The sequence below is a fragment of the Kitasatospora albolonga genome, assembly GCF_039535905.1.
Classification (GTDB): domain Bacteria; phylum Actinomycetota; class Actinomycetes; order Streptomycetales; family Streptomycetaceae; genus Kitasatospora; species Kitasatospora albolonga.
Map to the genome: position 1 here is coordinate 83,674 of NZ_BAAAYB010000089.1, position 11,269 is coordinate 94,942.

Here is an 11,269-nt window from a genome sequence, read left to right on the forward strand (position 1 = left end):
CCGCTGGTCCCCGAGGTGCTCCACTGCTCCATGGTGCAGCCTCGGGACCGTGACGTCATACGTCTGAGCGAGCGGTGACCGGTGCGGGCCGGTCAGCGGACCAGGCCCCAGCGGAAGCCGAGCGCCACCGCGTGCGCGCGGTCCGAGGCGCCGAGCTTCTTGAACAGGCGCCTGGCGTGCGTCTTCACGGTGTCCTCGGAGAGGAAGAGCTCGCGGCCGATCTCCGCGTTGCTCCGCCCGTGGCTCATGCCCTCCAGGACCTGGATCTCACGGGCCGTCAGGGTCGGTGCGGCGCCCATGTCCGGGCTGCGCAGCCGGCGCGGGGCCAGCCGCCAGGTCGGGTCGGCCAGCGCCTGGGTGACGGTGGCCCGCAGCTCGGCGCGCGAGGCGTCCTTGTGCAGGTAGCCGCGGGCCCCGGCGGCGACCGCGAGCGCGACCCCGTCCAGGTCCTCGGCCACGGTGAGCATGATGATGCGCGCGCCCGGGTCGGCCGAGAGCAGCCGGCGGACCGTCTCCACCCCGCCCAGGCCGGGCATCCGGACATCCATCAGGACGAGATCGGAGCGGTCGGCCACCCAGCGGCGGAGGACCTCCTCACCGTTCGTCGCCGTGGTCACCCGGTCCACCCCGGGCACCGTCGCCACCGCGCGGCGAAGCGCCTCCCGGGCGAGCGGGGAATCGTCGCAGACGAGTACGGATGTCATGACCGTCGTCCTCCGCAGCTGATCCGCGTCACGTTGAGCCTCCTGGCTGGTACGAATCTCTCCGACACGGCCGAATGGCGAGGGACTCCGGTCGCTCGCGGTCTCCCGCGATCGTTCCCGGCGCCCAGCGCCCGCTAACCGCCTCCGCACTTCCAACGACCGTCACTCGAATGAGTTACGGCCTTCAGGGCCATCTCCACCACTGTACGTGGCCGACCCGTTACCGATCAGCCGCATCGCGGTGCACACGCCGCACTTTCGTGCTGCTCACGCGCTTGCCGCGCACCACCGGCGCCGACGAACGACCCTCCGCGCGCCCGGAGCCACCCGATCGGCACGCCGACACACGCCAAACCTCATGCCCCCATTTGTCCGTTTTTATAGCTTCTGTGGGGTCATTGACTGTTGTGCACCGCTGTGAGTGACTTGTCCCAGTGGTTGCCGTAAGTCATATTTCCAGGTGTCCATATCGGCTCAGAGCAAGCTCGCCGGACGGACCGAGACCCTCGCCAGCAGTCCATGAAGGGAACAAGTGCCATGGCCGACTTCTCCCGCCTCCCCGGCCCGAACGCGGACCTCTGGGACTGGCAGCTCTCCGCCGCCTGCCGCGGCGTGGACAGCTCGCTCTTCTTCCACCCGGAGGGCGAGCGCGGAGCGGCCCGCAGCTCGCGCGAGGCCAGCGCCAAGGAGGTCTGCATGCGCTGCCCGGTACGGGCCCAGTGCGCGGCGCACGCGATGGCGGTCCGCGAGCCCTACGGCGTCTGGGGCGGCCTGACCGAGGACGAGCGCGAGGAACTGATGGGTCGTTCGCGCAACCGGCTGGTCGAGGTGCCGCTCACCATGCCCGCCACCATCAGGCGCTGACGGCGCGTCACTCCTTCGCCGTAACCGCAGAAACGTTTTTTCGCCCGGGTCCTCCACAGCACCACGCCTTCAGCGCGCGGCGGCCGCCCCGGCCAGCTGGTCCAGCATGAGCGCGACGGCCGGCACCCCGGCCAGGTCCGGCAGCGTCAGCGCGACCACCTGACGCACCGCCGGTGCTCCCGAGGCGGCCCGCACCGGCACCGCCGCGACGCCCTCGTGCCGGGCCGCCTCCAGCGCCAGCCCCGGCAGCACCGCGACCCCGAGCCCGGCCGCCACCAGACCGACCACCGCCGGGTAGTCGTCGGTGGCGAAGTCGATCAGCGGCTCGAAGCCCGCGTCCGCACAGAGCCCCACCAGGTGCCCCCGGCACTGCGGGCAGCCGGCGATCCACTGCTCCCCCGCCAGCTCCACCAGCTCCACCGGCCTGCTCTCGTCCCGGTCCGCCAGCGGGTGCCCCGCCGGGAGCAGGCCCACCAGCGGGTCGTCCAGCAGCGGCCGCACCACCAGGTCCGACCAGTCGCTCGCCGCCTGGCTGGCGGCCGCCTCCAGGGTCGCCTCGGCCCGCGCCTGACGCGCCGTCACGTGCGGCGCCGGCACCGTGGTCACCCCCTGCGAGTCCGGGTACCGGAACGCCAGCGCCACCTCGCACTCGCCCCCGCGCAGCATCGCCAGCGACTCCGGCGGCTCCGCCTCCACCAACGACACGCGCACCCCCGGACGGGCGCCCCGCAGACGGGCGACGGCGGGCGGCACCAGGGTGGAACTCGCGGTCGGGAACGACACCAGCCGCACCCGCCCGGCCCGCAGCCCGGCGATCGCGGCGACCTCCTCCTCGGCGGCCGACAGGCCCGAGAGGATCCCGTTCGCGTGCTTCAGCAGCACCTGGCCGGCCTCGCTCAGCTGCATCCCCTTGCCGGAGCGCACCACCAACGGGGTGTCCACCGACTTCTCCAGCGCCTTCATCTGCTGGCTGACGGCCGGCTGGGTACAGCCGAGCTCCCGGGCGGCGGCGGAGAACGAACCGGTGCGGGCGACGGCGCGCAGGACGCGCAGGTGGCGGGCCTCGATCATGACTCCGTTATAAGCGATCCTTTGGGCAAACGCCCAACTCGCCAGGGCTCAGCGAAGGTGGCTACGCCTTCGGGGGCGCGAGGAACTGTGCGAAGCGGAAGGCGGACCAGTGTGGGATCGGGGCACGTCAGCCAGTTGCACGCGCTGCCGTACCCCCGCGCGCAGTTCCTCGCGCCCCTGGCATGACCACCTCCCGAAGGTTCTCCACACGCCGGAGGCCCGGCTCCCCCGCAGGGGAACCGGGCCTCCGGTCGGGCTGACGGTGCGTCAGTGGGAGTGGCCGTGGCCGCCGTGGCTGTGGCCGGCCGGCTCCTCGTCGGCCGGCTTCTCCACCACGAGGGTCTCGGTGGTGAGGAGCAGCGAGGCGATGGAGGCGGCGTTCTCCAGGGCGGAGCGGGTGACCTTGACCGGGTCGATGACGCCGGCCTTCACCAGGTCGCCGTACTCGCCGGTGGCGGCGTTGTAGCCCTGGCCGGCCTCCAGCTCGGCGACCTTCGAGGTGATGACGTAGCCCTCGAGGCCGGCGTTCTGGGCGATCCAGCGCAGCGGCTCGGCGAGCGCCTTGCGGACGACGGCGACACCGGTCGCCTCGTCGCCGGAGAGGCCGAGGCCGTCCTCCAGGACCTTGGCGGCGTGCACCAGCGAGGCGCCACCACCGGCGACGATGCCCTCCTCGACCGCGGCGCGGGTCGCGGAGATGGCGTCCTCCAGACGGTGCTTGCGCTCCTTGAGCTCGACCTCGGTGGCGGCGCCGACCTTGATCACGCAGACGCCGCCGGCCAGCTTGGCCAGGCGCTCCTGCAGCTTCTCGCGGTCCCAGTCCGAGTCGGTGTTGGCGATCTCGGCCTTGATCTGGGCGACGCGGCCCGCGACGGCGTCCGAGTCACCGGCGCCGTCGACGACCGTGGTGTCGTCCTTGGTGATGGTGACGCGGCGGGCGGTGCCCAGCACGTCCAGACCGGCCTGGTCGAGCTTGAGGCCGACCTCCTCGGAGATGACGGTGGCACCGGTCAGGGTGGCCAGGTCGCCGAGGATCGCCTTGCGGCGGTCGCCGAAGCCGGGGGCCTTCACCGCGACGGCGTTGAAGGTGCCGCGGATCTTGTTGACGACCAGGGTGGAGAGCGCCTCGCCGTCCACGTCCTCGGCGATGATCAGCAGCGGCTTGGAGGCACCGCCCTGCAGGATCTTCTCCAGCAGCGGGAGCAGCTCCTGGATGGAGGAGATCTTGCCCTGGTTGATCAGGATGTACGGGTCCTCGAGGACCGCCTCCTGACGCTCCGCGTCGGTGACGAAGTACGGCGACAGGTAGCCCTTGTCGAACTGCATGCCCTCGGTGAAGTCCAGCTCCACGCCGAAGGTGTTCGACTCCTCGACGGTGATGACGCCGTCCTTGCCGACCTTGTCGATCGCCTCGGCGATCAGGTCGCCGACCTGCTGGTCCTGGGCGGACAGGGACGCGACGGCGGCCACGTCCTCCTTGCCCTCGATCTCGCGGGCGATGGAGAGCAGGTGCTCGGAGACGGCGGCGACGGCCTTGTCGATGCCCTTCTTCAGGGCGGCCGGGCCGGCGCCGGCGGCGACGTTGCGCAGACCCTCGTTGACCAGGGCCTGGGCCAGCACGGTGGCGGTGGTGGTGCCGTCACCCGCGACGTCGTTGGTCTTGGTGGCCACCTCCTTGACCAGCTGGGCGCCGAGGTTCTCGTACGGGTCATCCAGCTCGACCTCACGGGCGATGGTGACGCCGTCGTTGGTGATGGTCGGCGCGCCGAACTTCTTGTCGATGACGACGTTGCGGCCCTTGGGGCCGATGGTCACCTTCACCGTGTCGGCCAGCTTGTTGACACCGCGCTCGAGCGAGCGGCGGGCGTCCTCGTCGAACTGCAGGATCTTCGCCATGGTTCCGTTTCCTCTGGGGATCTACTGACTGCGGGAGCCAACAACCGCGCCCCGGCCGCTGTCTGACGACACGTGACCGGGGCGGGCTGGAACGACTTACTTCTCGATGATGGCGAGAACGTCGCGGGCCGAGAGGACGAGGTACTCCTCGCCCTGGTACTTCACCTCGGTGCCGCCGTACTTGGAGTACAGAACGATGTCGCCGACCGCGACATCGAGCGGAAGACGCTGGCCATCCTCGAAGCGACCCGGGCCGACGGCCAGGACGACGCCCTCCTGGGGCTTCTCCTTGGCGGTGTCCGGGATAACCAGGCCGGAGGCCGTGGTGGTCTCGGCGTCGAGCGGCTGGACCACGATGCGGTCCTCGAGCGGCTTGATGGCAACCTTGCTGCTGGCGGTCACGTCCGAGCTCCCCTTCGGAGATTACGGGGTTGTTCTACAGGTAGGTGGCGATGTGCACGCGCCCGCCGTCGCGGGGGTCGGACACGCTCCATCGCGTTAGCACTCACCCGGTGGGGAGTGCCAGGAACGACCATAGGCTGCGGTTAGCACTCAGTCAACCAGAGTGCCAACGCCGCGCGTGGCGGCCCGCGTCCCTCGGCGGCCCGGAGGGCCGTCAGGGGCGCGGGGAACTGCGCGAAGCGGAAGGCACCCACCCGATCGCCGGGTACGGACAACCACCTGCAAGTGAGCGCCCGCACCCGGCCACCGGCGCGCATCCTCCGCTTCGCGCAGTTCCCCGCGCCCCTGGTGTGACCACTTCCCCCGCCGCCGCAGGCGTGCCCACCCCGCGGGAGCGGCGAGAATGGCCCCCGTGGAGATCGACGCGTTCAAGGCCCTGTTGACCGATCAGGGCCAGGCCCTGCTCGCCGAGTTGCGGGAGTTCAAGCCCGGCGAGGAGCTGGCGCTGGCCACCCGGCTGCGCAAGGAGCACCCGGCCGAGCTGGTGACCGCCGCGATCGGTCAGGCGCACCTGCGCCAGCGCGCCCGCGCGAAGTTCGGCACCGACGCCGACGCCATGTACTTCACCCCCAACGGAGTCGAACAGGCCACCCGCCGCAGCGTCGCCGAGTGGCGCGCCGGCCGCTTCGCGGCCCTCGGCGTGCGCCGCCTCGCGGACCTCTGCTGCGGGATCGGCGGCGACGCGATCGCCCTCGCCCGGGCCGGGGTGCACGTGCTCGCCGTCGACCGCGACCCGCTGACCTGCGCCGTCGCCACCGCCAACGCCGCCGCCCTCGGCCTCACCGACCTCGTCGAGGTCCGCGAGGCCGACGTCACCGAGGTGGACGTCGCCGGCTACGACGCGGTCTTCACCGATCCGGCCCGCCGGACCGCCCGGGGCCGGGTGTTCGACCCGGAGGCGTACTCGCCGCCGCTGTCCTGGGCGGTCGAGGCGGCCCGCCGCACCCCGTACGGGGCACTCAAGGTGGCCCCGGGCATCCCGCACGAGCTGGTGCCGGAGGGCGCCGAGGCGGAGTGGGTCTCGGACCACGGCGAGGTCAAGGAGGCCGTCCTCTGGTTCGGCACCGGCGCCACCGCCCCGCACCGGGCCACCCTCCTCCCCGGACCGCACTCGCTGACGGGCGGTCACCTCCCGGACCCGGAGGCGGGTCCGGTCGGCCGCTACCTCTACGAGCCGGACGGCGCGGTGATCCGCGCCCACCAGGTGGCCGAGGTCGCCGAGCAGGTCGGGGGCCGGCTGATCGACCCCAGGATCGCGTACGTCACCTCCGACCGGCTGGTCCGCACCCCCTACGCCCACGCGTACGAGCTCACCGACGTGCTGCCCTACAACGTCAAGAAGCTCAAGGCCCTGCTGAAGGAGCGCCGGGTCGGCACCGTGGTCATCAAGAAGCGCGGCGTCTCCGTCACCCCCGAGGAGCTCCGCAAGCAGCTCAGGCCCAGCGGCCCGAACGAGCTGACGGTCATCCTCGCCCGGACCGACCACGGCCCGCTCATGATGCTCGGTCAGCCCGCCGGCGCCGCGATGTAGTCCTCCAGCCGGGCCACCGCGAAGCCCTGCTCCTGGATCCGGCGCAGCATCTCGGCGAACATCTCGGTCATCGTCTCGCCCTTGAGGTCCTTCGGGCCGCGGAAGTGCGCCAGCACGATGTCGCCGGGCTTCAGCTTCTTGTCGGCGGCCTGGTACTGCATGTCGTGGATCTGCATCGACTCGCGCCAGAGCACGACGGCGCGCGGCCCGCACTGCTGCACCGAGGAGTTGAGCTGCGGGGTGTGCGCGCCGTCCCCGTACGGCGGACGGAACAGCAGCGGGGCCTTGCCGTACTGCTGGGTGAGCGCGGCCTGGGCGTCGCAGACCTCGGACTTCTGCTTCTCCGGCGAGACCTTGCTCAGCTGGGCGTGGTCCGTGGTGTGGTTGTGGATCTGGTTGCCCAGCTCCTGGAGCGGCTTGAAGTAGCCGTAGTCGTCCTTGACGATGTTCTTGGTCAGGAACATCGAGATGGGCACCTTCAGGTCCCGGATCATCTCGACGAACTTCGGGTCCTTCTCGGCCCCGTCGTCGATCGTCACGAAGACGACCTTGTCCTTGGTCGGCACCTCGGAGAAGACCGGCACCGGGCCGCTCGCGGTCAGCTTCACCGGCTTGTCGGCCGGGGCCGGCGGGGCGGCGGGCAGCGGCTTGATCCCCCACTTGGCCCAGGCGTCCGCAGAGGCCACCGGGCTGCCGCCCGCGGCCGGCTGACTCTCCTTCACCTGCGGCCGGGCACTGCTGGGAGCGGGCGGCGCGGGGCTGGACGGCGCCGTCGTCCCGCTCCCGCAGCCGGCCACCAGCAGCAGGGTCAGCGCCGCCACCCCGTACGTCCTCTTCACCGTGCTCCCCGTCGTCGTGCGCTCCCAGCGAACTCCCAGGAACACTACCGGGGTCAGCGCAGCGCTTCGTGCGCCGCCGCGTGCAGATCGGTGTGCGGGACGGAGACCTCGGTCACGGGCAGCGAGGAGTCCGCGGAGAGTTCGAGGGCCGAGGGGGCGCGGTTGCGCCAGACCATCTCGGCGCCGAGCGCCGCGACCATCGCGCCGTTGTCGGTGCACAGGCCCGGGCGGGGCACCCGGAGCACGATGCCGGCCTTGTCGCAGCGCTGCTGGGCCATCTCGCGCAGCCGCGAGTTGGCCGCCACGCCGCCGCCGATCATCAGGTGGTCGACGCCCTGGGCCTTGCAGGCCTTGACGGCCTTGCGGGTCAGCACGTCGGTGACCGCCTCCTGGAAGGACGCGGCCACGTCGGCCACCGGCACCTCCTCGCCGGCCCGGCGCTTGGCCTCCACCCAGCGGGCCACCGCGGTCTTCAGGCCGGAGAACGAGAAGTCGAACTCCGGGTCCTTCGGGCCGCTCAGCCCGCGCGGGAAGTTGATCGCCTTCGGGTCGCCCTCGCGGGCCATCCGGTCCACCACCGGGCCACCGGGGAAGCCCAGGCCGAGCACCCGGGCCACCTTGTCGAAGGCCTCGCCGGCCGCGTCGTCGATGGTCGCGCCCAGCGGGCGGACGTCGGTGGTGATGTCCTCGCTGAGCAGCAGCGAGGAGTGCCCGCCGGAGACCAGCAGCGCCATGGTGGGCTGCGGCAGCCGGCCGTGCTCCAGCTGGTCCACGCAGATGTGCGAGGCCAGGTGGTTCACCCCGTACAGCGGCTTGTCCAACGCCCAGGCGAAGGCCTTCGCCGCGGAGACGCCGACCAGCAGCGCACCGGCCAGGCCGGGCCCGGCGGTGACGGCGATGCCGTCCAGGTCGGTGCCCTTGATCCCGGCGGTGTCCAGCGCGCGCTGGATGGTCGGGACCATCGCCTCCAGGTGCGCCCGGCTGGCGATCTCCGGCACCACGCCGCCGAAGCGGGCGTGGTCGTTGACGCTGGAGGCGACCGCGTCGGCCAGCAGGGTGGTGCCCCGGACGATGCCGACGCCGGTCTCGTCGCAGGAGGTCTCGATGCCGAGGACCAACGGTTCGTCAGCCATGCTGCCGCTCTTTCGGGTTGTCGAGGCGCGGGTCGTCCAGACCCGGGTCGTCGAGGCGCATCACCAGCGCGTCCACGTTGGCGGGCTGGTAGTAGCCGCGCCGGATGCCGACGGGTTCGAAGCCGTGCCGCTCGTACAGCCGCTGGGCGCCGAGGTTGTCCACCCGCACCTCCAGCAGCAGCTCGGTGCAGCCCCGGCGGGCCGACTCGTCGATCAGGTCGGTGAGCAGCCGGGCGCCCAGCCCGGCGCCCTGGTGGCCCGGGGCCACCGCGATGGTCTGCACGTCGCCCTCGACGCCGATCGCCATCAGCCCGGCGTAGCCCACCAGCGCGCCGTCGAGCTCCGCCACCGTGTAGTGCCGGGTGCCTTCCGGGCCGGTGTCGGCCAGCTCGGACCAGAACATGCCGCGCGACCAGGCGTCCTCCGGGAAGAGCTCCTGCTCCAGCGCGATCACCGGCTCGATGTCCCACCAGCGCATCGGCCGCAGCCGCACGCTCATGCCGGGAGCACCGCCTTGTAGCCCGCGGGGACCTGGGCGTCCGGGCGGCGCAGGTACAGCGGCACGTTCGGCAGCAGCTCGCGGCCGGCCGCCAGCTCCTTGACGGCGAAGTCGGCCAGCGCACCCGCCGAGACGTGCTCGGGCGCGGCGGCGGCCGGGAAGGTCTCGGGGTACAGCAGCGCACCGGCGCCGAACGACACCTGGTGCGGCGTCAGATCCGCCGGGCGGCTGACGTCCGGGCCCTCGGTGCGGCGCCTGTCGCCGTCGTACGAGGCCCAGTAGACCTCCTTGCGGCGGGCGTCGGTCGCCACCGTGAACGGGGCGCCGTCGTTCTCGGCCTGGTGCGCGATCGCGTCGAGCGTGCAGACGCCGTGGACCGGCAGGCCCAGCGCGTGACCGAGCGTCGCGGCGGTGACCAGGCCGACCCGCAGGCCGGTGTACGGGCCGGGGCCGACGCCGACGGCGATGGCGGTCAGCGCGTGCTTGTCCACCCCGGCGTCGCGCAGCACCCGGTCGATCGACGGGAGCAGCAGCTCCCCGTGCCGCCGGGCGTCCACCTGGTGGGCCTCGGCGAGGATCCGCTCCCCGTCGTGGACGGCGGCGGTGACGGCAGGGGTCGCGGTGTCGAAGGCAAGCAGCAGCACGCCCCCAAGATTACGGCCTCTTCCGCAGGCACCCGGCCATCGGCGCTTCAGGGGCGCGGGGCTCCGCCGGGTGGGCGCTCGCCGGAATTGGTCACCCCGGGGGCGCGAGGCTCTGCTGATGTGCGGCTCCGCCGCGTGAGCGCGAGTCGGAAGACACCGACCCGTCTGCCGGGCGCGGACAGCCACGTGCACGTGAGCGCCCGTACCCGGCAAGCGGCCCGCTCCCTCCGCTTCGCGCAGTTCCTCGCGCCCCTGAAACCCGACGGCTGGGCTCCCGCCTGCCGGTGATGCTCCGCGGGAGCTGGCACGATGGCCGGGTAGCCCGATGTCCTACGAATGGCGGGAGCCGACGTGTCGCGTCCTGGAGTGGTGGTAGCCGGTCTGACCGTGGCGGCGTTGGCGGCCGTCGGGCTGCTGGCGTTCCAGGCGAACGGGGCGGCCTCCCGGACGCCGGTGGCGAAGCCGTCCGCTCCGGTGAGTTCGGCCGCGCCGAGCCCGTCCGCCTCACCGACCGTCACGGCCCCGGCCCTGCCCGCGAGTTCGGGCACCGGCCGCCGGGTCGTCTACTCGGCCGGCACCCACTGGGTCTGGCTGGTCGACCCGAAGAAGCCGACCCCCGTGCAGACGGCCTTCACCGTCACTCCCGGCACGGCCGAGCCGGCTCCGGGCAGTTACTCGGTCTACAGCCGGACCCCGGCCGGCACCGGCACCGACGGCGCCCAGATCGAGCACGTGGTGCGCTTCGCCCAGCAGAACGGCGTGGTGTTCGGCTTCAGCGCGGCCATGGACGCCGCCGCGGCGGCGCCGTCGGCCGATCCGAAGACCAAGACCGGCGGCATCCGTTCGAGCCGGACGGACGGCCAGAGCCTGTGGGACTTCGCCCCGAACGGGACGAAGGTCGTGGTCATCCCCTGACGGAGCCTCAGCGCTCGACCGGCTGCGGCGGGGGCGGTGTGGAGACCGCCCTCGCGGCCGCGCAGGCGGCGAGCAGGGCCCGCATCGGGCTGGGCGACTGGGGAGCGGTGGGCGTGGTGCTCGTCATGATGTGTCTCCCTGGTTAGGCACACCTAACTGCCAGGGTCATCCCACCACACCGGCGCACCCGCCCACAACCGCTTGCCGACAGCCCGTCGGCAAACACGAGGCGTCAGACCTCGGCCAGCGCCGTCAGGTCGACCCCGGCCCAGCGCTCGCCGATCCCGGTGAGCCGGACCTGCCGCGGGTCGGAGTCGTCCACCGCGTCCGCGCCGATCGCCCGTTCGATCCGGACCTCCAGCCGGTCGTCCGTCAACTGCTCGACCTTGCCCTCACCCCACTCGACCACCACCACCGACTCGGGCAGCGAGACGTCGAGGTCGAGGTCCTCCATCTCGTCCAGGCCGCCGCCGAGCCGGTAGGCGTCCACGTGCACCAGGGCCGGGCCGGTGCCCAGCGGCGGGTGCACCCGGGCGATCACGAAGGTCGGCGAGGTGACCGCGCCGCGCACGTCGAGGCCCTCGCCCAGGCCGCGGGTGAGGGTGGTCTTGCCCGCACCGAGCTCGCCCGAGAGCATCACCAGGTCGCCGGGGCGCAGCAGTCCGGCCAGCGCCTTGCCGAGGCGGTTCATCCGCTCCGGCGTGTCCACCG

General features: G+C 72.4%; 12 protein-coding genes. 3 read left to right on the top strand and 9 right to left on the bottom strand.

All coding sequences use genetic code 11. The features are described 5' to 3' along the window. Positions 1–92 precede the first annotated feature (92 nt). Complete coding sequence (locus ABD946_RS22030) at positions 93–704, bottom strand: response regulator transcription factor (RefSeq protein ID WP_014136228.1); 612 nt, start codon at positions 702–704, stop codon at positions 93–95. A gap of 537 nt (positions 705–1,241) precedes the next feature. Between ABD946_RS22030 and ABD946_RS22035 the strand changes: the two genes are divergently transcribed. Continuing rightward, positions 1,242–1,568, top strand: coding sequence for a WhiB family transcriptional regulator (locus ABD946_RS22035; protein WP_345286160.1), 327 nt, complete (start codon positions 1,242–1,244; stop codon positions 1,566–1,568). A 69-nt stretch (positions 1,569–1,637) separates the two neighbouring features. Here ABD946_RS22035 and ABD946_RS22040 read toward each other — a convergent pair whose 3' ends face one another. The 3 genes from ABD946_RS22040 to groES all read right to left on the bottom strand — a co-directional run bounded on the left by ABD946_RS22040 (position 1,638) and on the right by groES (position 4,937). After that, positions 1,638–2,639: a LysR family transcriptional regulator gene (locus ABD946_RS22040; protein ID WP_345286163.1), complete on the bottom strand. Its 1,002-nt coding sequence runs from the start codon at positions 2,637–2,639 to the stop codon at positions 1,638–1,640. A gap of 267 nt (positions 2,640–2,906) precedes the next feature. Next, the gene (groL, locus tag ABD946_RS22045) at positions 2,907–4,535 is read right to left on the bottom strand and encodes a chaperonin GroEL (protein ID WP_345286165.1); all 1,629 of its coding nucleotides are present in this window, start codon (positions 4,533–4,535) and stop codon (positions 2,907–2,909) included. A 96-nt stretch (positions 4,536–4,631) separates the two neighbouring features. Next, positions 4,632–4,937: a co-chaperone GroES gene (groES, locus tag ABD946_RS22050; protein ID WP_057231242.1), complete on the bottom strand. Its 306-nt coding sequence runs from the start codon at positions 4,935–4,937 to the stop codon at positions 4,632–4,634. Between the two features lie 403 nt (positions 4,938–5,340). On the opposite strand from groES, the gene ABD946_RS22055 reads away from it, so the two are divergent. Next, a complete protein-coding gene (locus ABD946_RS22055) occupies positions 5,341–6,528 on the top strand; it encodes a class I SAM-dependent methyltransferase (protein WP_345286168.1) in 1,188 nt (395 codons plus the stop codon). Here the strand turns inward: ABD946_RS22055 and ABD946_RS22060 are convergent. Genes ABD946_RS22060 through tsaB form a run of 4 tightly spaced genes read right to left on the bottom strand, consistent with a single transcriptional unit; the run spans position 6,504 to position 9,643 of the window. Then, positions 6,504–7,367: a polysaccharide deacetylase family protein gene (locus tag ABD946_RS22060; protein WP_345286170.1), complete on the bottom strand. Its 864-nt coding sequence runs from the start codon at positions 7,365–7,367 to the stop codon at positions 6,504–6,506. The genes ABD946_RS22055 and ABD946_RS22060 overlap by 25 nt on opposite strands. Positions 7,368–7,420: 53 nt before the next feature. Then, positions 7,421–8,500 (bottom strand): tRNA (adenosine(37)-N6)-threonylcarbamoyltransferase complex transferase subunit TsaD, encoded by a 1,080-nt coding sequence (gene tsaD, locus ABD946_RS22065; RefSeq protein WP_345286172.1) that lies wholly within the window; start codon positions 8,498–8,500, stop codon positions 7,421–7,423. Further along, positions 8,493–8,999 carry a ribosomal protein S18-alanine N-acetyltransferase gene (rimI, locus tag ABD946_RS22070; protein ID WP_345286174.1) on the bottom strand — a complete coding sequence of 169 codons (507 nt, stop codon included), beginning with the start codon at positions 8,997–8,999 and terminating at the stop codon, positions 8,493–8,495. The genes tsaD and rimI overlap by 8 nt, the downstream gene beginning before the upstream one ends. Further along, positions 8,996–9,643 (bottom strand): tRNA (adenosine(37)-N6)-threonylcarbamoyltransferase complex dimerization subunit type 1 TsaB, encoded by a 648-nt coding sequence (tsaB, locus tag ABD946_RS22075; RefSeq protein ID WP_345286176.1) that lies wholly within the window; start codon positions 9,641–9,643, stop codon positions 8,996–8,998. The genes rimI and tsaB overlap by 4 nt, the downstream gene beginning before the upstream one ends. 351 nt (positions 9,644–9,994) lie before the next feature. Here tsaB and ABD946_RS22080 point away from each other — a divergent pair, with 351 nt between their 5' ends. Further along, positions 9,995–10,558: a hypothetical protein gene (locus ABD946_RS22080; RefSeq protein WP_345286178.1), complete on the top strand. Its 564-nt coding sequence runs from the start codon at positions 9,995–9,997 to the stop codon at positions 10,556–10,558. Positions 10,559–10,790: 232 nt separating this feature from the next. Here ABD946_RS22080 and tsaE read toward each other — a convergent pair whose 3' ends face one another. Further along, complete coding sequence (gene tsaE / locus ABD946_RS22085) at positions 10,791–11,249, bottom strand: tRNA (adenosine(37)-N6)-threonylcarbamoyltransferase complex ATPase subunit type 1 TsaE (RefSeq protein WP_345286351.1); 459 nt, start codon at positions 11,247–11,249, stop codon at positions 10,791–10,793. Positions 11,250–11,269: the final 20 nt, after the last annotated feature.

Bases quoted from the DNA above. Each gene is read 5' to 3' on its own strand.
- ABD946_RS22055 (WP_345286168.1), top strand. From the start codon at position 5,341: ATGGCCCCCGTGGAGATCGACGCGTTCAAGGCCCTGTTGACCGATCAG.
- groL (WP_345286165.1), bottom strand. From the start codon at position 4,535: ATGGCGAAGATCCTGCAGTTCGACGAGGACGCCCGCCGCTCGCTCGAG.
- tsaD (WP_345286172.1), bottom strand. From the start codon at position 8,500: ATGGCTGACGAACCGTTGGTCCTCGGCATCGAGACCTCCTGCGACGAG.
- ABD946_RS22040 (WP_345286163.1), bottom strand. From the start codon at position 2,639: ATGATCGAGGCCCGCCACCTGCGCGTCCTGCGCGCCGTCGCCCGCACC.
- ABD946_RS22030 (WP_014136228.1), bottom strand. From the start codon at position 704: ATGACATCCGTACTCGTCTGCGACGATTCCCCGCTCGCCCGGGAGGCG.
- rimI (WP_345286174.1), bottom strand. From the start codon at position 8,999: ATGAGCGTGCGGCTGCGGCCGATGCGCTGGTGGGACATCGAGCCGGTG.
- tsaE (WP_345286351.1), bottom strand. From the start codon at position 11,249: ATGAACCGCCTCGGCAAGGCGCTGGCCGGACTGCTGCGCCCCGGCGAC.
- ABD946_RS22035 (WP_345286160.1), top strand. From the start codon at position 1,242: ATGGCCGACTTCTCCCGCCTCCCCGGCCCGAACGCGGACCTCTGGGAC.